Annotated in this window: 25 protein-coding genes and 5 pseudogenes; 10 read left to right on the top strand and 20 right to left on the bottom strand. The window is 38.2% G+C overall.

Translation table 11 applies throughout. The annotated features are described in order from the left end of the window. Window positions 1-9 precede the first annotated feature (9 nt). The 20 genes and pseudogenes from lpxA to ACLKMH_RS06940 form a co-directional block, all read right to left on the bottom strand. Window positions 10-810 carry an acyl-ACP--UDP-N-acetylglucosamine O-acyltransferase gene (gene lpxA / locus ACLKMH_RS07035; RefSeq protein ID WP_413701410.1) on the bottom strand — a complete coding sequence of 267 codons (801 nt, stop codon included), beginning with the start codon at window positions 808-810 and terminating at the stop codon, window positions 10-12. Continuing rightward, the gene (gene fabZ / locus ACLKMH_RS07030; RefSeq protein ID WP_413701409.1) at window positions 810-1262 is read right to left on the bottom strand and encodes a 3-hydroxyacyl-ACP dehydratase FabZ; all 453 of its coding nucleotides are present in this window, start codon (window positions 1260-1262) and stop codon (window positions 810-812) included. The genes lpxA and fabZ overlap by 1 nt, the downstream gene beginning before the upstream one ends. Window positions 1263-1272: 10 nt before the next feature. Further along, window positions 1273-2295, bottom strand: a complete 1023-nt coding sequence (lpxD, locus tag ACLKMH_RS07025) for a UDP-3-O-(3-hydroxymyristoyl)glucosamine N-acyltransferase (RefSeq protein ID WP_413701408.1) — start codon at window positions 2293-2295, stop codon at window positions 1273-1275. A 10-nt stretch (window positions 2296-2305) separates the two neighbouring features. Continuing rightward, window positions 2306-2815, bottom strand: coding sequence for an OmpH family outer membrane protein (locus tag ACLKMH_RS07020; RefSeq protein ID WP_413701407.1), 510 nt, complete (start codon window positions 2813-2815; stop codon window positions 2306-2308). A 71-nt stretch (window positions 2816-2886) separates the two neighbouring features. Further along, on the bottom strand, window positions 2887-5307 hold the full coding sequence (gene bamA / locus ACLKMH_RS07015) for an outer membrane protein assembly factor BamA (RefSeq protein WP_413701406.1): 2421 nt from the start codon (window positions 5305-5307) through the stop codon (window positions 2887-2889). 103 nt (window positions 5308-5410) lie between these two features. Further along, window positions 5411-6771: pseudogene (gene rseP / locus ACLKMH_RS07010) on the bottom strand (sigma E protease regulator RseP). Continuing rightward, window positions 6765-7964: a 1-deoxy-D-xylulose-5-phosphate reductoisomerase gene (gene ispC / locus ACLKMH_RS07005; RefSeq protein ID WP_413701405.1), complete on the bottom strand. Its 1200-nt coding sequence runs from the start codon at window positions 7962-7964 to the stop codon at window positions 6765-6767. The pseudogene rseP and the gene ispC overlap by 7 nt, the downstream one beginning before the upstream one ends. Window positions 7965-7968: 4 nt before the next feature. After that, window positions 7969-8274 carry a phosphatidate cytidylyltransferase gene (locus ACLKMH_RS07000; RefSeq protein WP_413701404.1) on the bottom strand — a complete coding sequence of 102 codons (306 nt, stop codon included), beginning with the start codon at window positions 8272-8274 and terminating at the stop codon, window positions 7969-7971. 55 nt (window positions 8275-8329) lie between these two features. After that, window positions 8330-8554, bottom strand: a complete 225-nt coding sequence (locus ACLKMH_RS06995; protein WP_413701403.1) for a hypothetical protein — start codon at window positions 8552-8554, stop codon at window positions 8330-8332. 298 nt (window positions 8555-8852) lie between these two features. Continuing rightward, window positions 8853-9610: pseudogene (gene uppS / locus ACLKMH_RS06990) on the bottom strand (polyprenyl diphosphate synthase). A gap of 66 nt (window positions 9611-9676) precedes the next feature. Next, window positions 9677-10234: a ribosome recycling factor gene (gene frr / locus ACLKMH_RS06985; RefSeq protein ID WP_413701402.1), complete on the bottom strand. Its 558-nt coding sequence runs from the start codon at window positions 10232-10234 to the stop codon at window positions 9677-9679. Between the two features lie 42 nt (window positions 10235-10276). Then, window positions 10277-11006: pseudogene (pyrH, locus tag ACLKMH_RS06980) on the bottom strand (UMP kinase). A gap of 219 nt (window positions 11007-11225) precedes the next feature. Further along, window positions 11226-12099 (bottom strand): annotated as a pseudogene (gene tsf / locus ACLKMH_RS06975) (translation elongation factor Ts). A gap of 102 nt (window positions 12100-12201) precedes the next feature. Next, window positions 12202-12939 carry a 30S ribosomal protein S2 gene (gene rpsB / locus ACLKMH_RS06970; protein WP_413701401.1) on the bottom strand — a complete coding sequence of 246 codons (738 nt, stop codon included), beginning with the start codon at window positions 12937-12939 and terminating at the stop codon, window positions 12202-12204. Between the two features lie 271 nt (window positions 12940-13210). Next, complete coding sequence (locus ACLKMH_RS06965; RefSeq protein ID WP_413701400.1) at window positions 13211-14098, bottom strand: response regulator; 888 nt, start codon at window positions 14096-14098, stop codon at window positions 13211-13213. Then, window positions 14088-14696: a response regulator gene (locus ACLKMH_RS06960; RefSeq protein ID WP_413701399.1), complete on the bottom strand. Its 609-nt coding sequence runs from the start codon at window positions 14694-14696 to the stop codon at window positions 14088-14090. Before ACLKMH_RS06960 ends, ACLKMH_RS06965 begins: the two co-directional genes overlap by 11 nt. Next, complete coding sequence (locus ACLKMH_RS06955) at window positions 14696-15724, bottom strand: sensor histidine kinase (protein ID WP_413702279.1); 1029 nt, start codon at window positions 15722-15724, stop codon at window positions 14696-14698. Before ACLKMH_RS06955 ends, ACLKMH_RS06960 begins: the two co-directional genes overlap by 1 nt. Next, on the bottom strand, window positions 15681-16007 hold the full coding sequence (locus ACLKMH_RS06950) for a hypothetical protein (protein WP_413701398.1): 327 nt from the start codon (window positions 16005-16007) through the stop codon (window positions 15681-15683). Before ACLKMH_RS06950 ends, ACLKMH_RS06955 begins: the two co-directional genes overlap by 44 nt. A 32-nt stretch (window positions 16008-16039) precedes the next feature. Next, window positions 16040-16582: a hypothetical protein gene (locus ACLKMH_RS06945; RefSeq protein WP_413701397.1), complete on the bottom strand. Its 543-nt coding sequence runs from the start codon at window positions 16580-16582 to the stop codon at window positions 16040-16042. Between the two features lie 91 nt (window positions 16583-16673). Next, window positions 16674-17453: a purine-cytosine permease family protein gene (locus tag ACLKMH_RS06940; protein WP_413701396.1), complete on the bottom strand. Its 780-nt coding sequence runs from the start codon at window positions 17451-17453 to the stop codon at window positions 16674-16676. Between the two features lie 258 nt (window positions 17454-17711). Here ACLKMH_RS06940 and urtA point away from each other — a divergent pair. The 10 genes and pseudogenes from urtA to ACLKMH_RS06890 all read left to right on the top strand — a co-directional run bounded on the left by urtA (window position 17712) and on the right by ACLKMH_RS06890 (window position 25361). Beyond that, window positions 17712-18996 (top strand): annotated as a pseudogene (gene urtA / locus ACLKMH_RS06935) (urea ABC transporter substrate-binding protein). Between the two features lie 85 nt (window positions 18997-19081). Beyond that, window positions 19082-19462, top strand: a complete 381-nt coding sequence (locus ACLKMH_RS06930) for a hypothetical protein (protein WP_413701395.1) — start codon at window positions 19082-19084, stop codon at window positions 19460-19462. Between the two features lie 140 nt (window positions 19463-19602). Then, on the top strand, window positions 19603-19914 hold the full coding sequence (locus ACLKMH_RS06925) for a hypothetical protein (protein WP_413701394.1): 312 nt from the start codon (window positions 19603-19605) through the stop codon (window positions 19912-19914). After that, window positions 19811-20698 carry an urea ABC transporter permease subunit UrtB gene (urtB, locus tag ACLKMH_RS06920; RefSeq protein ID WP_413702278.1) on the top strand — a complete coding sequence of 296 codons (888 nt, stop codon included), beginning with the start codon at window positions 19811-19813 and terminating at the stop codon, window positions 20696-20698. Before ACLKMH_RS06925 ends, urtB begins: the two co-directional genes overlap by 104 nt. Window positions 20699-20733: 35 nt before the next feature. Next, window positions 20734-21870, top strand: a complete 1137-nt coding sequence (gene urtC, locus ACLKMH_RS06915; protein ID WP_413702277.1) for an urea ABC transporter permease subunit UrtC — start codon at window positions 20734-20736, stop codon at window positions 21868-21870. Continuing rightward, window positions 21870-22679 (top strand): urea ABC transporter ATP-binding protein UrtD, encoded by an 810-nt coding sequence (gene urtD / locus ACLKMH_RS06910; RefSeq protein WP_413701393.1) that lies wholly within the window; start codon window positions 21870-21872, stop codon window positions 22677-22679. Before urtC ends, urtD begins: the two co-directional genes overlap by 1 nt. Window positions 22680-22681: 2 nt before the next feature. Beyond that, window positions 22682-23377 carry an urea ABC transporter ATP-binding subunit UrtE gene (urtE, locus tag ACLKMH_RS06905; protein ID WP_413701392.1) on the top strand — a complete coding sequence of 232 codons (696 nt, stop codon included), beginning with the start codon at window positions 22682-22684 and terminating at the stop codon, window positions 23375-23377. A 431-nt stretch (window positions 23378-23808) separates the two neighbouring features. Next, on the top strand, window positions 23809-24714 hold the full coding sequence (locus ACLKMH_RS06900) for an urease accessory protein UreD (RefSeq protein WP_413701391.1): 906 nt from the start codon (window positions 23809-23811) through the stop codon (window positions 24712-24714). 29 nt (window positions 24715-24743) lie between these two features. Continuing rightward, window positions 24744-25046 carry an urease subunit gamma gene (gene ureA, locus ACLKMH_RS06895; protein ID WP_413701390.1) on the top strand — a complete coding sequence of 101 codons (303 nt, stop codon included), beginning with the start codon at window positions 24744-24746 and terminating at the stop codon, window positions 25044-25046. Window positions 25047-25055: 9 nt separating this feature from the next. Further along, window positions 25056-25361: an urease subunit beta gene (locus ACLKMH_RS06890; RefSeq protein ID WP_413701389.1), complete on the top strand. Its 306-nt coding sequence runs from the start codon at window positions 25056-25058 to the stop codon at window positions 25359-25361.

Here is a 25361-nt window from a genome sequence, read left to right as displayed (position 1 = left end):
CTTGGTTATCTACCTTACAATGCCACGGCTCTCTTCTTGTAAGAAGTCATGTAATACTTTTAATTCAGGACAATTTTCCATTTTTGAAGCAATAATACTTTTTGCTTCTTCAAAGCTATTTCCATCACGACAAAGTGCTTTATAGGCACGTTTTATTTCCATTATCGTTGCACTATCAAAACCACGTCGCTTCAAACCAACGGCATTTATACCCTGTGCTTGTGCGTAGTTTCCAGAAGCCATAAAATAAGGAGGAATATCTTTATTAACTGCAGAACAACCACCAATCATGGCAAACTCGCCAACACGAGTGAATTGATGTAAAGCAGATAAACCACCAATAATAACGTTATTCGCTAACTTAGTATGGCCGGCTAACGTTGCATTATTAGACAGAATAATATTATCACCAAGAATACAATCATGGGCAACATGCACATAAGCCATTAGCAGGTTGTTATTGCCAATTGTGGTGGTGCTTTTATCTTGAGCTGTACCGCGATGAATAGTACAACTTTCACGAAATACATTATTATCACCAATCTCTAAAAAGGTTTCTTCACCATTATATTTTAAATCTTGGCAATCTTCGCCCACTGAAGCGAATTGAAATACTTTATTACCTTTACCCATCTTTGTTGGGCCATTCATAACAACATGTGGCGCTATCCAACAATCTTCACCGATTTCAACTCGTGCACCGATGATGGTATAAGGACCAACCTCTACATTTTTACCGATAATAGCAGTTTCATGCACTATCGCAGTAGGGTGAACTTTAGCTGTTTCGTGAATATTGTTATTTGACATTAGATCTCTCTTCTTGCACACATGATCATTGCTTCACAGACGACTTGGCCATCAACTTTTGCTTTACACTCAAATTTACCCATGCCACGGCGCTCTTTTAAATATATAACATCTAACTCAAGAACATCACCTGGGACAACAGGTTTACGGAAACGTACTTTATCAACAGAGGCTAAAAAATATAATTCATTTTCTGCAGGCTTACCGTAGGTAGCAAAGGCTAAAACACCTGTTGCTTGCGCTAACGCTTCAACGATCATAACACCTGGAAAAACAGGCGTTCCAGGAAAATGGCCTTGAAATTGAGGCTCATTAAATGAAATATTCTTAAAGCCGTTTAATGTCTTACCAGGCACATAATCAACAACACGGTCAATTAATAAAAATGGGTAACGGTGTGGTAAGAGGTCCATGATCTCTTTAATATCTAAACGGTTTAATTCATTGCTCACGTAGTAATCCTTAATCTTTTTCTTGTAATTGTTGTTCAAGTTGCTTCACACGTTTAAATAAATCACCTATCTTTAACGTATGAGCAGTATTTTTTCGCCACTGTTTATTATCAACTGCAGGTACACCAGAAGAGTAAATACCCGCTTCAGTGACATCACGCATTACCATACTGTCTCCAGTGATAACGACATTATCGGTAATAGATAAGTGACCATTCATAGCAACACTGCCACCAATAATACAGCTTTTACCTATTTTGGTACTGCCCGCAATATTAGAACCACCAGCGATAGCTGTATGTGCACCAATAACAACGTTATGAGCAATTTGACACTGGTTATCGATTTTAACACCATCACTAATAATAGTATTAGATAATGCACCACGATCTATTGTTGTTGATGATCCAATCTCAACATCATCACCAATAATTACCGCACCAATTTGTGGAATTTTGACCCACTTTCCTTGATAAGGCGCATTACCAAAACCATCACTACCAATCACAGTATTAGCATGAATAATCACACGCTCACCAATAACACAGTCATGATAAACAGTGACGTTTGGGTATATTTTACTATTTTTGTTAATTTTTGTTTGTTGTCCGATCACTACATTGGCAAATATTTGGCAATTATCACCAATTTCAACATTAGCACCAATTACAACATTGTCAGCAATTGCAACGTTATTACCAATAGTAGCGCTTTTATCGATACAGGCAGAGCTTGCAATATTGGCACTTAAATTAGGCGTCGTGTCGAAAATACTAGCAAGCATTGCATAACCAACATAAGGGTTATCCATAAACAAAGCATTACCTTGATAACCTTCCATAATTGCGGTTGGTAAAACAATGGCGCTTGCATGGCATCGCTCAAGTTGAGTTAATAACTTTTTATCTGAGACAAAAGTAATATCACCAGCACTTGCGCTATCAAAGGTTGCTAACTTGCTTATCTCTAATGTGGGATCTCCCACTAATTGAGCGCCTAATAATTTAGCTAATTGCGCTAAGGTTTGCTTCATTTTTAAGGGCCTATTGTTTACTAATTTCTTCAATAATTAGATCGGAAATATCATAATCAGATTTAGCAAAAACAATTTGTTCGCCGTTAAGAATAATGTCGTAGTTATCTTGTTTTGCAACTTTATCAATAACATTACGTACAACTATCAGCGCTTTTTGTTGCTCCTCACCTTGACGTCGACGGTTATCTTCTTCAAATGCTTTACGATTTAATTTGTATTCAGATATTTTCACTTCCGCTTCACGTTTCATCGCTGTAACGGCTGATTTTTCCATTAATTCACCATCACGCTTAAGCTTTTGCTCAAGATCTGTGATCTCTTTTTCCAATTTTTGTAATGCTTCAAAACGAGGTTTAAACTCAGCTTCTAATTGCTTAATAATTCTTTCACGTTGTGGTGACTCTTTCATAATGCGAGAAGGGAAAACAACACCAATTTTTTGTGTTTCAGCGAAACTCACCGCTGACATCGACATCATTGCTACTGTTAAGGTTACTGCTTTTAAAAAGGTATTCATGTTATAACTCCGTAAATAAAAGATTCTTGATATAAAACAGTGAGAGACACTTCTCTCACTTCAAAATAAAATTAGAATGTATCACCAATATTGAATGAGAATACTTCCGTACTATCGCCCGCATATTCTTTAAGAGGCCAAGCCAATGTAAATACCAATGGCCCCATAGGTGAAACCCATGTCAATTGGGTTCCCATAGAAACACGAATTCTACCTGGTTTAGAATAGTCACCAAAATAATCACAATTATACGAACAAGTTAATCCGCTGTAATAATCGTAATCAAATTCAGTATCCCAAACTTCACCAGCATCAATAAATACACTACTACGCACCTGTCTGGTATATGCCTCATCAACAAAAGGAACAGGGAAAATTACTTCTCCGCTCAACGTATATTTAGCATTACCACCTACAGCACTGTTCGTTAGCATGGTTGCACTGGTTCCACCATCAGTCCCTGTATACATTGCACGAGGTCCGACAGTATTACTTGAGAATCCACGTAGGGTACGGTAACCACCTGCATAGTAGTTTTCAAAGAATGGTAACATTTGGTCATTTCCTTCAAACTGACCATAACCATTTGCATAACCTAAGGTACCGCGTAATAGGGTTGTCCATTCACCATTTTCGGTAATACGCTGATAATTACTTACTTCAAAATTCAATTTAAAGTATTGTAAATCTGAACCAGGTACCGTCATTTTCGCCCAAAGGTTATGTTTCATCCCTTGAGTTGCCATTCTGCCTCTGTCTTGGTTATTACGAGTCCATCGAGCGGTTAAGTCAAAGTTCTGAAAATCAACTGAGCCAGATGAATCGAGTCGAGAACCATAAATATCCCAAAATTTAGTTAGTTGCTCATAGGATTTTAATTGTGCAATACCATTATTCTCCCAACCAACACTGAAACCTAAACGGTTAATTTCATCAACAGGGAAACCTAAGCTAAAACGAATACCATAAGTCGTATTAGTATAATCAACAATATTGGCGTCACCTGCTTCAAAAATATCGTAGAAGACTCTTACACCACCACTTACCGCGTCTTTAGTTAAATAAGGTGTTGTGTAATTAACACTGGTACTTTTACTGTAATCATTAAATTTAACTTCAAAGCTAACTTTATCACCCGTTCCAAGGAAATTGTCTTGGCTAACTCCGCCGGATAAACTAACCCCTGACTCTGTTCCGTAGCCAACACCCGCTGTAAATGATCCCGAAGCCTGCTCTTCAACATTGACATTTAAATCGACAAGATCATCACTAATACGTTCAGTATTAATATCAACCTTTGAGAAGAAACCTAAACGATTTAGTCGACCTTTGGATAACTCAATATTTTCGCTAGATAACCAACCACCTTCCATTTGACGCATTTCACGGCGTAAAACAACATCTGAAGTTAAAATATTGCCAGAAATATTAATATTACGTACGTAACCACGCTGTCCAGGTTCAACGGAAAAATTAACAACAACAGTATTATTGCTATCATCAACGTCAGGGTAGGCTCTTACTTCTGGATAAGCGTAACCTAAACGCCCTAAATATTTACGAATACTTTGTTCAGAGTAAGCAACGTCAGAAGCCGCATAAGTATCCCCATCAACAAAAGGAATCAATGATTTAATATTGTCATCATGTCCTAAAAGGTCGCCAATAAAAGTAACACCGCCAATGGCATACTTATCACCTTCAACTACATTGACAGTTACATAAACGCCCTTCTTATTTGGTGTAAGTGCAACTTGGGTATCTTCAATATTAAATCGAATGTAACCTCTATCTAAGTAGTAGCTTTTAATAACCTCTAGATCACCTGCCAATTTTTGCTTTTGGTAATTATCATCGGCAAAGAAGTCCCACCAACCTTTTGAGTCACTGAGTGTTAACTGCTTTAATAGTAATTCATCGGGATAAACATCATTACCGATAATATTAATCTGCTCAATAATGGCCGTTAAGCCCTCTCTAAAGACAAACTGAATAGAAACTCGGTTACGAGGTAATGGGGTGACTACTGCTTCAACCTGTGCACTATATTTGCCGACACTGTGATAAAAGTCTTCTAAGCTTTTTTCAATACCTGAAAGTGTTGTTCTATCAAGTGGCTCTCCCACCTGAATAGCAGAGGATTTAAGTGAATCTAAGATTTGTTCTTCCGATAACTTATTATTACCAGTCAAACCAATGTTGCTGATGGTTGGACGTTCTTTGACCTTAAAAATTAAGGTATTAGCAACACGATCAAGCTCAATGGATTCAAAATGTGAACTGGCGTATAATTGCTTTATCGCATTAGCAAGTTGGTAATCATCAACTTCATCACCTTCCCTAATAGGCAAGCTTAATAAAGTCGCTCCTAAGGTAACACGCTGTAACCCTTCAAATTGTAAATCAGAAATAACAAATTTATCAGCCAATGACGGTAAGGCAAAACAGCTACTGAAGACAAATGCAGTTACTAATAAATATCTCTTAAACATCTTTTCACGAATCCTTTGTAACACTTATGCTGTGTTTTGATAAAAAGCCAGTATTCTATAAATTTCTTAAATCGCTTTCAATATAATGATTTATCAGAACGTTTTATAGTAAATTAAAGTCATTCAATATCGCAATACTCATTAATGCGAGCAATATCGCTCCACCAACTTTAAAACCAAATTCTTGAATTTTTTCAGGTACCGGTTTACCTGTTACTACCTCAACAAAATAATACATCAGGTGCCCGCCATCTAATACAGGTAATGGAATTAAATTCATTAAACCTAAGTTAACACTTATCAATGCTAAAAATCCAAGAAAGTAAGCGAGTCCATATTCAGCGCTCATTCCAGCACCTTTAGCAATAGAAACGGGCCCACTTAAATTCTTAACAGATATATCACCCGTCACTAGTTTTATTAAAGTATCGAAGGTTAACTTGGTTAATTGTCCTGTTTTTTCAATACCTTTAAAGAAAGCATCAATAACGCCATATTTTAATGTGACACGATACTCTTCAGGATATGGCTCTACCACAGGTGAAACGCCAATATAACCTTTCCCGGTATCTTGATGACGCTTAGGTGTCAGCATCAACAAAGAAACCTGTTTGTCTCTTTCTATTGCTAGCGTTAATGGCGTTTCAGGATTATTTTGAATTATTGTTACAAACTCAGCCCAATCATTTAATTGCTTACCATCAATTGCCAATAACTTATCATCGACCTTAAGGCCCGACGTAAAAGCGGCCCCATCCTTCGAGATATCTGCAACTTGCAGATGAAACCAGCTGAACGATAAGGTAAAATTCCTATACTACTAATAATTGACTGTTTTTTAGGATCAAATGTCCAGTTTGCCAATGAGACCCTATAGTTTGATATTGGTTCAATCGACTCACCAGTTAAGGTTTTAATTGTGAGATTAAACTCACTTTCTCCGATCTGACTTACTAGGGCTAAATTTAACGCTTCCCAGTCACCAACCTGTTGTTGATTAACAGCAATAATTTGAAATCTTTCATCCGTTTTAATCACGGCAGACATTGGCGAATTATCAACAACTCCCTGAGCAATAGGCTTAGAGCTATTAATACCAATCATATACATCAATAGGAAAGCGATAATAGCCAAAGCAAAGTTAGCGATAGGCCCAGCTGCAACAATAGCAATACGTTGCCATACAGTTTTTTTATCAAAAGCAAACTCTTGTAATTCATCGGGAACACTTTCGACACGCCCATCCAACATTTTTACATAACCACCCATTGGGATAGCGGCAATCACAAACTCTGTACCAAATTTATCAATGCGTTTAAATAACACTTTGCCAAAACCAATAGAAAAACGATGCACTTTAACGCCACAACGCCTCGCTACCCAAAAGTGCCCATATTCATGTATCGCAACCAAAAGACTTAGTGCAACAACAAATGCGCCTAAGTTCCATAAACCCGTTAACATAAAATATCTCGTCGCATAATTTCAAGCGTACTCACTTTTGCTTGCTTATCAAGTTCAAGTAGTTGCTCAATAGAATGGATTGGCTGTGTTGATGTTTGTTGTAAAACTCGCTCCACTAATTGCGCTATTTGAGTAAATTGAATTTGCCCTTTTAAAAACGCATCTACAGCAACTTCATTACTGGCATTTAACGCCGTTGTAGCGTGTTGTCCATGATAACAGGCATCAATGGCTAATTTTAAACAGGGATAGCGCTGATAATCAGGCGCTGAAAAAGTAAACTCAGGAGCACTAAAGAAATCAAAGTTACCTGCTTTACTTTCAATCCTTTCACCACCGCCCATCACATGTGCAATAGGAATACGCATGTCAGGATTTCCCATTTGCGCAATCACACTACCATCAATATATTGCACCATTGAGTGAATAACAGATTGAGGGTGAATAATTACCTGTAACTGCTCGCGAGAAGCATTAAATAACCAACGCGCCTCAATATATTCAAGACCTTTATTCATCATAGTAGCTGAATCAATGGATATCTTTTGCCCCATTGACCAATTAGGATGTTTAACAGCCTGTTTCGGAGTGATATTAGCAAAATCGCTAAGAGAAGTATTAAGGAAAGGCCCACCAGAGCCTGTCAGTAGTATTTTGGATACACCTTGGCTGGTTAACTCACAATGCCCTAGGGTATTTTGTAATTTAGGGGATAACGCTTGGTAAATTGCATTGTGCTCACTATCAACCGGCCACAGTTTTGCGCCTGACTTTTTAACAGCGTCGATAAAAAGTTGCCCCGACATAACCAAGGACTCTTTATTCGCCAGAAAGATTTCTTTACCCGCTTTTACCGCTGTTAAGGTTGTCTTAAGCCCTGCTCCACCAACAATAGCGACCATTACAGCATCAATTTCAGTGCTACTTAATAACTGTAACAATTCTTCTTCGCTTTGAATAACTTGTGAAGAACAATTTTCTTTATTTAATTTTTTCGCTAATTCTTTAGTGGCGGCGGAGCAACTCATCGCAACATAACGTGGCGTAAATTCAAGACATAAGCTCAACATTTTATCGACACTTTTTGATGCAAGCAAAAGGGTTACATTATAAAGATGAGCATTATCTCTACAGACACTTAAAGTGCTGTCTCCAATAGAGCCTGTTGCTCCTAAAATAGCTAAATTTTTCATTAACTTACACTAACCAAATAAGATAAGTTAGTGTAAAAATAGGCACAGCGGCAGTTAAACTATCAATTCGGTCTAAGATGCCACCATGGCCCGGTAATAAATTGCCACTATCTTTTAAATTCGCTTCGCGCTTAAAAATACTTTCACTTAGATCGCCCAACGCAGAAACAACGGTTGTAATAAATGCGACCACAAAAAATAGGCCCATTTTATTTGCTGGAATACTAAGTAATACACTGCCGATAAAAGCAATAATCATAGAACTGACAAGACCACCAATAAAACCTTCGATGGTTTTGCCAGGACTCACATTAGGTGCGAGTTTATGTTTCCCAAAAAACTTTCCAGAGAAGTAAGCCCCTGTATCAGCGTACCCATACTAATAAGAAAACAAACATTAATAGCGCACTGCCATAATACAAGTCATGATGAATATTAACCGAACGCAAAACAATCATTGACCAGAAAAAAGGAATTAGCGTTAATAAACCAAATAAACTTTTAAGTGCTTTACTACCTGCCCAAAGAGGATTGCTTTTAGGGTAGCTAGCAACTAATACAAAGGAAATAAACCACCAAACCGCAGACAACAATTAATCCATTTTTAATGATCGGGTTTATTCCTGTTGCGCTCCAAAGTAAATCAACCGGTAATAACATCAGCGTCAGAGCTAATACCAAACCAAAGAAATAAAGAATACTACTGGATGATGTTTGTGGGTTAACAAAGCCCCCACTCTTTACTTGCAAGCAAAAAAATAGTGGCAGTAAATAGCATGAAAAATTTAAGAGGTAGCAAAAAAATGCCAGCAATGGCAATTGGCGCTAAAAAAGTGCTGTTATAATTCGTTGTTTCACAGAAACACCTGTTGAATTTAGTTATAAAAATCAGAGATGAGCAACTTGCTCGCTAGTCTGGCCAAAGCGTCTTTCTTTGCCAGAAAAAGCATTTAATGCATCTTGAAATACCTTGCCATCAAAGTCTGGCCATAATACATCACTAAAGTAGAGCTCTGCATAGGCGAGTTGCCATAATAAAAAGTTACTAATGCGATGTTCACCACCAGTACGGATCATTAAATCCACTGCAGGTAATTGATTTAGATTAATCACACTATCTAATCGTTCTTCGGTAATATCATCTGAACTGAGCTCTTCATTCTCAACTTGTTTAGTGAGTTTTTTTACCGCCTGAGTAATATCCCAGCGACCACCATAATTAGCGACGACATTTAAAACTAGCCCGCTATTTTGTTGCGTTAGCTTTTCAGCCTGAATTACTTTATTTTGTAAGCTTTCACTAAACCTTGAAATATCACCAATGATATTTAACTTAATATTATGTTTATGTAGCTTTTTTACTTCACTTCCCAAGACACTAAAAAAAGCTCCATTAACATGTTCACTTCTTTTTCAGGACGTTTCCAATTTTCACTACTAAAGGCATAAATTGTTAGAGCTTGAAGCTGTTTTTCACTGGCAAAGGCAATCGCTTTACGCAGGGATTTGACGCCGTGTCTATGTCCAAAAACACGATGCTTTCCTCTGTTTTCTGCCCAACGACCATTGCCATCCATAATAATCGCAACATGTTTTGGCAATTTTGATTGTTCACTCAGCGCTGTCACTTTAATTCCTAATATCATCAAACTAACAAAAAACGGTTGTTCACTTTTTACAAAATGCACAACCATCTATTGTTAGTATTGGGATTAAACTTCCATTAACTCTTTTTCTTTCACGGCTAATAATTCATCAACCAATTTAACATTTTCATTAGTTGTTTTTTGTACTAAATCTTCGCCTTGACGTTGTTGATCTTCACTGATCTCTTTTTCTTTTTCTAACTCTTTCAAGTCTCCATTGGCATCACGACGAATATTACGAATCGCAATACGGGTATTTTCAGCTTCACCACGTACTACTTTAATTAAATCTTTACGGCGCTCTTCTGTTAACGGCGGTAATGGAATACGAATAACAGTACCCGCTGACATCGGGTTTAGCCCTAAATTTGAACCCATAATCGCTTTTTCAACAGCGACAATTAAAGTTGCATCAAATACAGTTACCGTTAAGGTTCTAGAGTCTTCTGTTGATACATTACCCACTTGACGAAGAGGAGTGTTACTACCGTAGTATGGCACCATAATGCCATCTAATAGACTAGGATGTGCACGACCAGTACGAATTTTAGCTAACTGGCCTTTAAAAGATTCAATACTTTTACCCATGCGTGATTGCGCATCATCTTTAATTTCATTGATCATTTTCTTTTCCCAAATTATTTATTTGATTTATTTTAAAAGTTTTTATGCACAATGTGTAATGGTTGTGCCTTCATCTTCACCTAATACTACTCGACTAAGTGCGCCAGGTTTATTCATATTGAATACGCGAATAGGTAACTTATGATCTCGCGCAAGTGTAAAGGCGACAAGATCCATCACTTTTAATTCTTTTTCAAGCACAACTTGATAGTCAATTTCTTTATAAAGCGTTGCTTCTGGGTTTTTAACTGGATCTGCATCATAAACACCATCTACTTTAGTGCCTTTTAATACTGCATCCGCTTCGATTTCAATACCACGTAAACAAGCGGCAGAGTCAGTTGTAAAAAATGGGTTACCAGTTCCTGCAGAAAATATAACCACGGTACCTAACTTAAGGTGTTTAATAGCGTGCCCAGTTATAATCATCACAAACACCATTTAGTGGAATAGCAGACATCAAACGAGAGTTAACGTGAGCGCGGTGTAAAGCATCACGCATTGCTAAACCATTCATTACTGTTGCAAGCATTCCCATATGATCACCTACAACACGGTTCATTCCCGCTTCAGCTAAACCAGCACCACGAAAAATATTACCACCACCAATAACAAGCCCAACCTGAACGCCAGCTTCAACTAAAGATTTTATCTCTAATGCCATACGATCTAATACGGCAGGGTCAATACCAAACCCTTCTTCACCTACAAGGGCCTCGCCACTTAATTTTAATAAAATACGGCGATATGCTGACTTTGGGTTAGTACTCATAAAATTGATTCCTCTATATTGGACTAGATGCGATGCTAATAACAATTGTATTAATAAAAAGTCTGATATCAATCTATAACAGGATAAATATTAAACATCTTATTAATAAAATTTAAGCACATTTATTGATACTGTAAATATAAAAGAACCGCAGAGCTAGTCGCGGTTCTTTTATTGTACAACAAACTTAAAGCTTATTGTTTCAGAAGTAAAGATTACTTACCAGCGGCTGACCATAGTAGCGACAACTTCAGCGACAAAATCTTCTACTTTTTTCTCAATACCTTCACCAACTTCTAGACGGATAAACGCAACAACGTCTGCGCCTGCATCTTTAAGAAGTTTAGAAACTTTAATTGAAGGATCTTTAACAAACGGTTGACCAGTAAGGCTCACTTCACCAGTAAATTTAGCCATACGACCAGTAACCATTTTTTCAGCGATCTCAGCAGGTTTACCACTGTCGATAGCAATTTGTAATTGAATTTCTTTCTCTTTCGCTACTACTTCAGCTGGTACATCAGCTGGCTTAACGTAAGTAGGTGAAGTCTGTTGCAACGTGCATTGCAATATCTTTAGCAAGATCAGCATCGCCACCAGTAAGAACAGAAAGAACACCAATTTTACCACTGTGTACGTAAGCGCCAAGGTTTTCACCTTCAACAAGTTGTACACGACGGATAGAGATATTTTCACCAATTTTAGCAACTAGGTTAGCACGCGCATCTTCAACTGAAGTTGTTTCGTCGTATGCTAAAGCACCTAATGCTTCAACATCAGCAACTTTGTTAGCTAATGCGATATCAGCAACTGTGTTAGCAAATGCTAAGAAGCTTTTATCCATTGCAACGAAGTCTGTTTCACAGTTAACTTCAGCAATTAGAGCGATAGTACCTTCAGTTTTAGCTAAGATAACACCTTCAGCGACAACACGGCCCGCTTTCTTAGCGACTTTGATTGCACCTGATTTACGCATATTTTCAATTGCAAGCTCGATGTCGCCATCAGCTTCAACTAATGCTTTTTTACAATCCATCATACCCGCAGCTGTGCGGTCACGAAGTTCTTTAACTTGTTTAGCTGTAATAGCCATTGTCGAATTCCTAATATTTGATCTACAAAAAAAGGGAGCCTAAACTCCCTGATAACTGACCCATTTTGATCAGTCAATAAGAGCTTCTATGATTAGAAGAGCTTATTTCTCAGCTGTTTCTTCAACAAAACCGTCTGCTTCAGCTACAACAGCGACATCTGCTTGACGACCTTCTTTAACAGTCAGTGCAGCTGCATCAAGATACAGTTTGATAGCACGGATAGCATCATCATTACCAGGAACAACGAAATCGATGTCATCTGGGCATGAGTTAGTATCTACAACAGCGATAACAGGAATACCTAAGTTATTCGCTTCTTTGATTGCAATGTGTTCGTGATCTGCATCGATTACGAAGATTACATCAGGGATACCGCCCATGTTTTTGATACCACCAAGTGTTTTTTCAAGCTTTTCTAGTTCACGAGAACGCATAAGCGCTTCTTTCTTAGTTAGCTTTTCAAAAGTACCATCTTGGCTTTGAACTTCAAGGTCTTTCAGACGCTTGATCGATTGACGAACTGTTTTCCAGTTAGTCAACATACCACCTAACCAACGGTGATCAACATAGAATTGGTCACAGCTAACAGTCGCTTCTTTAACCGCTTCAGATGCGAGACGTTTAGTACCAACAAAAAGAACTTTACCTTTCTTAGTCGCTTTTGCTTCTAAAAAGTTAAGTGCTTTGTTAAACATTGGAACTGTTTTTTCAAGGTTGATGATATGAACTTTATTACGAGCACCAAAAATGAATGGTTTCATTTTTGGGTTCCAGTAACGAGTTTGGTGACCGAAGTGTACGCCAGCTTGTAGCATATCGCGCATTGATACATTTGCCATTTTGAATTTCCTTTAGTAGGGGTTAGGCCTCCACGCACCCCATAAACTCGACTAGTTTCAATACTTTGAAAGTAGCACCCCGAGTTACGTGTCGATACGTGTGTGTTATAGTAATTAACATTTTTGATGCTCTTTTATGATTAAAGTAAACATCAAATAAGGTTAATAAGTTAAGTGAGTATTGATAGCTCAAAATGAACTATTAATCTCGATGCGCTTTATACCATACTTGTAAGTTTATCTCAAACATCTAAACGCAATAAATGTGTATCTATGACTCTAAAATACGTAAGGCAATTGCGTACGCTGAAGTGCGGTTATCTACGCCTAATTTTTTATATATTTGTTCTAAGTGTTTATTGACCGTTCTGGGACTCATGGTCAAAATTTGTGATGTTTCCCAACTGGTTTTGCCATAGGAAACCCAATATAAAACTTCAGACTCACGTTTAGTGATTGGTAATTGAGCGCGCAGGTCTTCAACGGTTTTTTCAGATTTACGCCGCATAATACGTAACAAATGCATATTGTCCTGCTGACGCTCATAGGCAAGCTCGACCATTTCAGAAAATACATTTATTCTTAAATTTTGTGTTGTGTCTTCGTCTAACCAGGCTTCTATTAATGGCGCGAGTGTTGCCCAGGGGCTATTGTTTCCCTCTGTCATTCTATCCATTAGTTCATGGACGTGGGGCGTTGCCCAGGATAATCGACCACTTTGGTTAACACAAAAAACGTTCTTGCCTGCATGATCTAAGGCATCTTGAGCACTTAATGCTAAGCGCGCCGTTTCAATATGCCTTTTAAGTCTGACAATAACCTCATCGGGAGAAATAGGTTTAGTGACATAATCGACACCACCCGCTTCAAAACCTTTTACCACATCCTCTACTTCGGTTAACCCTGTCATAAAAATAATCGGTGTATTAGGTAGAATTTGTTTCAGACGGCGACAGGTTTCAAAACCATCCATTTCTGGCATCATAGCATCTAATAACACCACATCAGGTGGCACTTTTTCTGCAATAGCTAATGCCTGTAAACCATTAAGCGCAACTAATGCCGTATAACCCTGTGTATTTAAGGCTACATTTAACATGCCTAATGACTCTGGTGAGTCATCAACCACTAGAACGACTTCATTAGTTTCATGCTTCATGGTTTAACTCACTTAAGTATTCAATAATTTTAGGAAAATTACACACTTCAACATATTCTTTAATTTGTGACGCAATATCTTCAGGATAACGAGATACAGACTCTATTTCCGAAAATTTATCTTTAAAACCCGATAAATAACCAATTTCAGCAAGTGCAATAAGGGATTGATATTGCTCAGCAGTTACCAATGGTTTATCGAGTATTTTTGGTTCATCTATTATCGCTGTATTTTGCGACTCTTCATATAACCATTGTAAATTTAATAGCTGTGCAATCTTCCCTAATAATGCATCCAGATTAATTGGTTTGGCAATATAATCGTTATGGTACCCCTCTGCCTGTAAATTATACTCCGCATCGCGGGCATTAGCAGAAACCATTAAAACAGGCATTGAATAATGCTGTTCACGCAACATTTCAACCATTTTCCAACCGTTTATTTCTGGCATGCGCACATCCATCAGCACCAAATCAACATCATGCTCCTGTAAAAATTCAAATCCCGTTGATGCTTTATCCGCTAATAATACCTCAAAACCTATTGGCGCTAATAATGAATACATTAAATCCCGTTGATGAGTATCATCATCAACCACTAAGATAACCTGCTTTTTCCCTGATAACCAATTGCGGTAGATTCACTTAATTCAGGCTCTAAATTATTATGGTGTATCTTAAATAACATTAAACGAAAATTAAAAGTTGAGCCTTTACCAACATTACTGGTTAATGTTATCTCTCCGCCCATCAGTTCAGCAAGAGAACGAGAAATAGTTAATCCCAACCCAGTACCACCAATTGATTGAGTATGGGTATTACGAATTTGCTCAAAGGGTTTAAATATTAAGCTTTGGTTACTTTGTGAAATACCTACGCCAGTATCAATAACACTAAAGTGTGCCACTTCACTGCGATAACTGACTTTAAAGGTCACCGATCCTTTTTCAGTGTATTTAATTGCATTGGAAATCAAGTTAATTAATATTTGTCGAAAGCGTTGTTTATCAGTAGCAACATAATCAGGTAAATTGGCACTAGCAATATAATGAAATTTTAGGCCTTTTTTACTCGCTTGCATTTGAAACATATCAACAAGTTGTTGCAAAATAACCTTTAACTTAAATTCATCACGTTGCAAGGTCACTCGTCCCGCCTCAATTTTAGAAACCTCTAACAAGCTTTCAATTAAATCAGCTAAATGTTCACCATTTCGTTTTACAATAGTTATGCTTTCTCGCTGTTTTTCAGGCAAAGCAGAGTCTCGACTTAGCAGTTGTGCATAACCGAGCAATACATTTAATGGCGTACGTAGCTCATGACTCAAGCCAGCTAAGTAGCGACTTTTAGCTTCGTTTGCAGATTCAGCAACCTCTTTGGCCCCCTTTAATGCAAAGGAGGTTTTTTCATGGGCATCGACTTCCTTTGCTAAGGTACGAGTCAGTGAGCGCAACTCTTTTAAAGCAGAATGGTTGCCACTTCTGGCCAAAATAAATAACCAACTAACCACACCAATAATAATCAATAACAGAAAAAATATTTTAACCAGCGTAATGGCAAAGACCTGTTTCACCACAGGATCATCAACGGGGATCTGTAAATATATTAAAAACAGAATAGTCCGCACCAACAAGGCTCAAACCAATAGTCACAGCAATAAACTGTATCAATGGCGTGGTCATTTTATTAAGTAGCTTGGTATTTAAAAAACGATGAAAAAAGTCATGCGCCTGCTGAGATAACGTGGCATGAGGTCGGCACTGGTCACCACAACGTACATCGAGGTTACAACATAATGAACAAATTGCTTTGCCGTAGGCCGGGCAAAAGGTCATATCTTCAGGATCGAAACTGTTTTCACAAATATGGCAGGCGGTAATTTCACTAATTTGTACTTCTTTTCTAGCCACTAAATAATACTTTCCTTTACTTAACCAACCAATTAAAGGAACAGTAATAAAAGGTAAAAACAAGCAATAAAAGAAGCTAATGCTTCCATGGTCTCGCCATAAAAACCGAGGTGGGCAGTAAATCCCATAACAGAAGCAATTATCATAGACCCGAGTCCAACGGGGTTAATATCGTAAAGATGAGAACGTTTAAATTCAATATGCTTTGGGCTGATACCTAAGGGCTTATTAATCACCAAGTCAGCAACAACCGAACTTAACCAGGCAAGCACAACTACCGAATAAACAGAGAGCATACTGGCAATTGTTTGATATATACCTAATTCCATTAATAATAATGCAATAGCAATATTAAAGAACATCCAAACTACTCGCCCCGGATGACTATGTGTTACCCGTGAAAAAAAGTTAGACCAAGCAAGCGAACCAGCATAAGCATTAGCAACATTAATTTTTAATTGCGAAATAACCACAAATAAACAAGCAACCACCATACTGATATTTGGATTATCAAAGACATAACCATATGCGAGTTGATACATATGTGCAGGATCACTTGCTAACTCAACCGACAATCCTTGTTGCAGTGCAAAGTAGGCTAAAAAGAGCCCAGAAATAATTTAAGTGCGCCAAATATCATCCAACCAGGCCCACCGGCAATTAATGCTAACCACCAACGCCATGCCCCTTTTTTGGTTTTTCAGGTAAAAATCTTAAAAAGTCAACTTGCTCACCGATTTGCGCCACTAAGGCTAGTAATACCGCCGATGCTCCTCCAAATAATAAAATATTAAAACTCGTGCCAGACTGCCCTGCACTGCCCGTAAAGGAGACCCAATCATCCCATTGACTATCTGGATGAGTAAAAACAAAGAATAAAGGTAATAACTGTAGTGCAATCCAAAGGGGTGAAGTCCAAACCTGGAAACGACTAATATAAGTAATACCATGTGTCACTAAGGGAATTATCAGCAATACACTAACGATATAACCGATTGATAGTGGAAGCCCTAACAATATTTCCAAAGCCATCGACATAATGGCGACTTCGAGTGCAAAAAAGATAAAGGTGAAAGAAGCATAAATTAATGAAGCAATGGTTGAGCCTATATAACCAAACCCAGCTCCACGACTTAATAGATCAACGTCCACTCCATATTTTGTCGCATAATAACTTATCGGTAGGCCTGTTAAAAAAACAATCAAAGTGACGGCTAAAATAGCCCAAGTCGCGTTTTCAAACCCGAATTGCAATGTAATAGCCCCACCAATCGCCTCTAAAACCAAAAATGAAACGATGCCAAGTGCCGTGACAGAAATACGATTTAACGACCACTTGCGCGCACGCTTAGCAGTAAAGCGTAATGCAAAGTCCTCCATCATTTCATTGGCAACAAGTTTATTATAGGTGCGACGCGCTTTAATTATTTTTTGATTTGATAGCATCAGATGTGTTTTTCTTATTGGTTATTTTGCAAAAATATTGAATTGTTTAATCATTTTTACAATGCAAATATTACCAACTCTACAGAAAAAAACTGAATATTTATATGCGTACTTTTACGTAGTTGATTGCGCACTTCTGCGCATTTAATGCTTGCACCAATTAATAGATACTTATCCCACTTGAAATAAGGCTGTGATTGAGATGTTTCAAGTTTTGAAATAACTCGACACTTAATGATAAAGAAAAGGGACTAATCTATGAAATTTAAAAAACTGATCGTTGCAAGTTCAATTATTGCTACTGGCTTATTCACTAACTTAGCATCTGTCGCTGACGAAATTAAAGTCGGTGTACTTCACTCTTTATCTGGCACTATGGCCATCAGTGAAACAACATTAAAAGACACTGTGTTAATGATGATTGCAGAGCAAAATGCAAAAGGTGGTTTATTAGGTAAGCAACTACAACCTGTTGTTGTTGATCCCGCGTCAAACTGGCCTTTATTTGCAGAAAAAGGCCGTGAGCTTTTAGCAAAAGAAAAAGTAGATGTTATCTTCGGTAGCTGGACATCAGTATCACGTAAATCTGTTTTACCAGTATTAGAAGAATTAAACGGTTTAATGTTCTACCCAGTTCAATACGAAGGTGAAGAATCATCTAAAAACGTATTCTACACAGGTGCGACTCCAAACCAACAAGCTATTCCAGCGGTAGATTATTTAATGGATGATATTGGTGCAGAAACGCTGGGTATTATTAGGTACTGACTACGTTTACCCACGTACAACCAATAAAATCTTAGAAGCTTACCTAATGGCTCAAGGTGTGAAGAAAGAAGACATCATGATTAACTACACACCATTTGGTCATTCTGATTGGCAAAACATTGTTGCTGACGTGAAAAAATTTGGTTCAGAAGGTAAGAAAACAGCCGTTGTTTCAACAGTTAACGGTGATGCAAATATTCCATTCTATAAGGAGCTAGGTAACCAAGGTATTTCAGCTGAAGATATTCCAGTGATTGCATTCTCAGTTGGTGAGGAAGAACTTTCTGGTTTTGATACAACACCACTTGTTGGTCATTTAGCGACTTGGAACTACTTCCAAAGTGTTGAATCAGATGAAAATGAAGCATTTATCGCTAGCTGGAAAAAATTCATTGGTGATGACAAACGTGTAACTAACGACCCAATGGAAGCAACTTACATCGGTTTCAAGATGTGGGTAAAAGCAGTTGAAAAAGCCGGTACGACAGATGTTGATGCCGTTGAACAAGCAATGATCGGTATCGCTGTTCCAAACTTAACTGGTGGTACCGCGGTTATGAACTCTAACCATCACTTATCAAAACCAGTGCTTATTGGCGAAATCCAAGAAGACGGTCAATTTGAAGTGGTATGGGAAACACCAGATACAGTTATTGGTGATGCATGGTCAGACTTTTTACCAAGTTCTAAGAACCTAGTGTCTGATTGGACTGCGCCTATCAAATGTGGCAACTTCGATATCACAACAGCTAAATGTTCTGGTCAAAAATTCTAAAATATAATACCTAAAAGTATTATCCACTGGAGGTATTCGTACCTCCTTTTTTTACCCCATAAACAATATGACCAAGGAAGTGTGTATGTTGCGACTCATCCCCCTAATATTATTTAGCCTAATGTCGTTACAAGCCTTTGCCCAAGATAGTAACGAATTAACAACACCCTCTATTACGTCATTAACTGCGAAGTTACCAGACACCAAATTACGCGACATGAACACTCTAATTGAACAGCTTGTTGCTACTGAAGCTCCTCAAGTAAGAAAGTTATTAAGTACATTACTTGAAGGTGATCTTTATTTCATTCGTAGTAACGACCAAGTTGTTATCGCAATAAAAACAGAGAGCCAATACCAACTGACTGATATTTTAACCGGCACGGAATTAGCCTCATCGAGTAAATCTGCGATAAAAAAATACGTACCAATAATAGGTTACGTAAGCAAATCAGTGTTGCTTTAGCACAACTCGATTTAACTCATAAAGACAGCGCAGTAAGATTAGAAGCAACTAAACAGTTATTAAAAAATCCTAGTCCTGATGCACTAGAGACACTTAATAAACTGATTAGCCATGAAAAAAATAAAGACGTGCGTGATGCAATGCTCACTGTTTCTTTAGTCGATAAATTATTACACGGCCCAGAATCAGAAAAATTAGCGACCATTGACCAATTACAGTCAAACCTTGAGCCAACCGTTAAGAATGCTTTAGTCAGTCAGCTAAATAAACTGCCAGAGCAGGAAACTTCTGAATTACGTTCAGCCTTAATAAACGCAATAGATAATATTGAACAAAAAGGCAGTATGTATAAAGCAACGAGAAAATGTCTTCTTTGGATTAAGTCTTGGCTCAGTATTATTACTGTCTGCCATTGGCCTTGCTATCACCTTTGGTGTAATGGGTGTGATTAACATGGCTCATGGCGAAATGATGATGCTAGGTGCCTATACAACTTATGTGATACAGCAAACTTTTCCAAACCTGATTGAATACTCATTATTAATGGCAATACCAGCCGCATTTTTAGTCTCTGGTTTTGTTGGTGTACTGATTGAACGTGGCGTTATCCGATTCTTAAAAGGACGACCACTGGAAACACTACTTGCAACATTTGGTATAAGCTTAATTTTACAACAACTGGTTCGTACCATCTTTTCGCCATTAAATCGTCAAGTGAGTGCGCCAGAGTGGATGAGTGGTTCATTAGAAATCAATCCTATTTTGTCATTAACCTATAACCGTTTATATATCATCATGTTTTCATTAATGGTGTTCTTTGCCCTACTTATGATTTTAAAGAAATCATCTTTAGGTTTACATGTTCGCGCGGTTTCTCAAAATCGCGATATGGCACGTGCACTAAGTATCAAAAGCTCATGGGTTGATGCTATCACCTTTGGTCTTGGTTCTGGTATTGCAGGTATAGCGGGAGTGGTATTAAGTCAATTAACCAACGTAGGACCTAACCTTGGCCAAGCTTATATTATCGATTCGTTCTTAGTCGTCGTATTTGGTGGTGTAGGTAACCTATGGGGAACCTTAGTAGCGGCTATGACATTAGGTACATTTAACAAATTCCTTGAACCATCAATGGGCCCTGTACTCGCTAACATCATCGTCTTAGTTGGTCTGGTACTGTTTATTCAAAAACGCCCGAAAGGTCTATTTCCACAGAAAGGGAGATCACCACAATAATGGATATTTCAACGCTTAAAACAATCACAAGTAAAATGAGTAACCTACATGTGGTTATCTCGGTATTACTTATTTCAACCGTTTACGTGTGTTTTTGTAACCTTGTTTTTGCGGAAGGGTCACTATTCCATGTCAGCGACTACATGGTCAGTTTATTAGGTAAATACCTGTGTTATGCATTACTTGCCTTAGCCGTTGACCTAGTATGGGGTTACTGTGGCATTTTAAGTTTAGGTCACGGTGCATTTTTCACCCTAGGTGGTTATGCAATGGGCATGTACTTAATGCGCCAGATAGGAGATCGAGGTGTTTATGGTAACCCTGAATTACCTGACTTTATGGTATTCCTAAACTGGACAGAGCTACCTTGGTACTGGATGGGTTCTGATAACGTACTGTTTATGGTAATGATGGTCTTTTTAGGTCCTGGTTTACTGGCTTATGTATTTGGTAATCTTGCCTTTCGCTCTCGTGTAAGTGGTGTTTACTTATCTATCATGACGCAGGCGGTAACATATGCGCTTATGTTAGCCTTCTTCCGAAACGAAATGGGCTTTGGTGGTAATAATGGTTTAACCGACTTTAAAGATATCTTTGGTTTCTCATTACAATCACCGAGTACTAAATTAGCTTTGTTTGTTGCAACAGCGGTCGCACTAGGTATTGGTTACGCGATAAGTCATTACATTGTGAACTCAAAAATGGGGCGTGTAGTCACTGCCATCCGAGATGCTGAAGATAGGGTTCGTTTTGCAGGCTTTAAACCAGAGCATTACAAAGTATGGATATTTGTAGTATCAGCCATGTTAGCAGGTCTTGCAGGTGCACTTTATGTACCGCAGGTGGGTATTATTAACCCAGGTGAATTTTCACCACTTAACTCAATTGAGATGGTGATTTGGGTAGCGATTGGTGGCCGAGGCACATTATACGGCGCCTTGATCGGCGCAATTGTGGTGAGTTATGCAAAAACACGCTTTACCGCAATTATGCCTGAAGCTTGGTTATTTGCATTAGGCGGGTTATTTGTATTAGTCACGCTATTTCTGCCAAAAGGCATTGCAGGTTTATTAAATAAAGTGATGGATAAAATCGATCCCTTAAACACTAAAAAAGCACAAACAGAATCAACTCCAACAGAAATAAAAAATAGCAACCTGGAGGCTAAATAATGATTGTAGATAAAGTCGGCGCGCCTATTAATCAAAATGATAAGGCCAAGCCAGATACTTCACATGGCGTTATCTTATATGTTGAAGATGTCAGTGTTAGCTTTGATGGTTTTAAAGCATTAAATGATTTAAATCTTTATATCAATGATGGTGAGTTACGTTGTTTAATTGGTGCGAATGGTGCAGGTAAAACAACCTTAATGGATGTTATAACCGGAAAAACTCGCCCTGATAAAGGTAAAGTTAGCTTCGGACAACAGGTAGATTTATTAGAATTAGATGAAGCGGAAATTGCACGAGCAGGCATTGGTCGTAAATTTCAAAAACCAACGGTATTTGAAGAATTAAGTGTCTTTGAAAACCTTGAACTGAGCTTCGCCGGTGATAAAGGCATCATCACTTCACTATTTCATAAATTAACCAGTGAACAAACTGACCGTATTCGAGAAATTTTAGTGACCATAGGTTTAGTACCAGAAACCAACTATCCTGCTGGACGTTTATCTCATGGACAAAAACAATGGTTAGAAATTGGTATGTTATTAGTCGCTGAGCCACGTTTATTATTGGTTGATGAGCCCGTTGCAGGAATGACAGCACAGGAAACAGAACGCACCGCAGAACTATTAACCTCATTAGCAGGTAAACACTCTGTGGTAGTGGTTGAACATGATATGGCCTTTGTTCGATCCATTGCTAAAAAAGTGACGGTATTACATCAAGGCACAGTATTAGCAGAAGGTTCAATGTCAGAAATTCAAGCAAATCCAGAAGTTATCAAAGTTTATCTGGGTGAAGAGGACGCTTAATCATGATCGAATTAAAATCGGTAGATCAAAAATACGGTGGCACACAAATCCTTTGGGATTTAAATATGTCTATCAAGCAGGGTTCTAGAACCTGCATCATGGGGCGAAATGGTGTTGGTAAAACAACGCTACTTAAAACTATTATGGGTCTCTTGCCTATCAGCAAAGGCGACTTAGTGATTAATGATAAGGACGTTGCTAAAGCCTCGGTAGAAACGCGTCCAGACATTGGTGTTGGATATGTTCCTCAGGGTCGCCATATCTTTCCTCAATTAACCGTTGAAGAGAATTTAAAAATAAGTCTCAACTGTAAACGTCAAGAAAGTCGTATTATTCCGCCACATATTTACAAATTATTCCCAGTACTGGAAGAAATGTTACAGCGTCGTGGTGGCGATCTTTCAGGTGGACAGCGACAACAACTTGCTATCGCTCGCGCCTTAGTATTAAACCCAACTATTCTTATTTTAGATGAGCCAAATGAAGGTATTCAACCTAATATCGTGCAACTTATTCGTGATGTATTATTAAAGCTGAATAAGGAGCATGGCATGACTATTATCTTAGTTGAGCAGAAACTCCCCTTCGCACGCGCAGTCGGAGAAGAGTTTCATTTAATGGAAAAAGGATCCGTTGTCGCCTCTGGCCCAATGTCTGAACTCAACGATGAACTTGTTGGACAATATTTAGCGGTATAAAGATAGCTGTCAGCGGTTAGCTTTCAGCGGTCAGTAAATTCAAAAACAAGTTGCTTCGTTTATTGGTTGCTTATTAACGACATAATTGCCAATCTACAAAACTAGCTACATTACTTTAAGACAATGGTTTTACTGAAAGCTGACGGCTGACAGCTTATTTTTCATTATCAGAGGCACGGTTTTTAACCCGCCTGGTTTGCTATAAAATAGCGGTTAGCTGTCAGTAAATTCAAAAACAAGTTGCTTCGTTTATTGGTTGCTTATTAACGACATAATTGCCAATCTACAAAACCAGCGACATTACTTTGAGACAATGGTTTTACTGACGGCTGACAGCTTATTTTTCATTATCAGAGGCATGGTTTTTAACCCGCCAGTTTGGTATAAAAGTAAGACTAAAATAATATTAAGAAATAACATTGGATATCTAAATGAATAACCATGCGCCATTATCAGTCCCAACACATCATGTCAAAAGTCGCTGGTTGGCGCACCTCAATCTTGAGCTCAGTTTAACTGACTACGGAACACAGCTAACTAAGACCCAACGTTTAGGCCCACTTTCTGTACAAAAAGCATTCTACCCAGAGGGAAAAGATTGCGCACATATCTACCTATTACATCCACCAGCGGGCATTGTATCGGGTGATGAATTACGTATTTCTATTACCAACAAAGCTGGCGCGCATTCATTAATAACAACACCAGGCGGTAACCGCTTTTATCGCGCTCGTGAAGATTTAAACATTGGTGATACCAAACAAACACAAGTCACAACAATCAACCTTGAAAAGCACGCAAAATGTGAAAACTTTCCGTTAGAAACTATTGTTTATAATGGTGCAGACGGTTTCAATCAAGTGGATATTCATATCCAAGAAAACAGTGCTTATCTTGGTTGGGATATCACCTGCTTAGGATTGCCAAGTTCAGGGCAAGCCTTTGATAAAGGTGCTTATACACAACTTAATCGTGTTTTTTGTAAGGAAAAATTGATTTATCATGATCGCATTCTAATCAGTGCAGAAAATCAATTACTTAATGAATCTGCTGGTCTTGATAATAATAGTGTCTTTGCCACCTTTCTCGCCTATGCACCCGAACAACTTAATGATAAAGAACAACGCAAAACCTTGGTTGAAGATTTACGAGAAAAAATATCAGCAGTAGAAGCACAATCACTGCTCAGCATTACCGATATTGACGGCTTGTTAGTGATCCGATATTTGGGATCACAGGTCGCGCAATGCAAACAACTTTTTATTATATTATGGCAAGTTCTTCGTCCAATAATCCTTGATAAAACAGGACTACAACCCCGTATATGGCATACCTAATTAATAATTACATCTAAGTAGAGAAAATTATGGATTTATTACCAAGAGAAAAAGACAAGTTAATTATTTTTACTGCATTCTTGCTAGCAGAGCGCCGTTTAAAGCGAGGTGTAAAACTAAATTACCCAGAAGCAATGGCTTACATTTCTATGGAAATTATTGAAGGCGCACGAGACGGAAAAAGTGTAGCTGAAATGATGGATTACGGCCGTACCCTACTGACTCGCGATCAAGTGATGGAAGGTATTCCTGAATTACTTTCCGAAGTACAGGTTGAAGCGACCTTCCCCGATGGCACTAAACTGGTCACCATTCATAACCCGATTGTGTAAGGATAAAATATGATTCCTGGAGAAATTAAAACCGACCAAGGCTTGATTGAATTTAATGTTGGTCGTGAAAAAATAACAGTGACAGTTGCCAACTCTGGTGATCGTCCAATTCAAGTGGGTTCTCACTATCATTTTTATGAAGTTAATCCTGCCCTAAAATTCGACCGTGAAGCTTGTAAAGGTTGTCGTCTTGATATTACCTCCGGAACTGCTGTTCGTTTTGAGCCGGGTCAAGAACGCCAAGTCACACTAGTCGCTTATCAAGGAAAACGTCGCGTATTTGGTTTCCGCGGTGATGTTCAAGGAGATCTATAA

Origin of the sequence: Psychromonas sp. KJ10-10, from assembly GCF_047323245.1 — a bacterium.
Lineage (GTDB): Bacteria > Pseudomonadota > Gammaproteobacteria > Enterobacterales > Psychromonadaceae > Psychromonas.
Note: the sequence above shows the minus strand (reverse complement) of the source record. Positions and strands in the feature narration are given on the sequence as shown.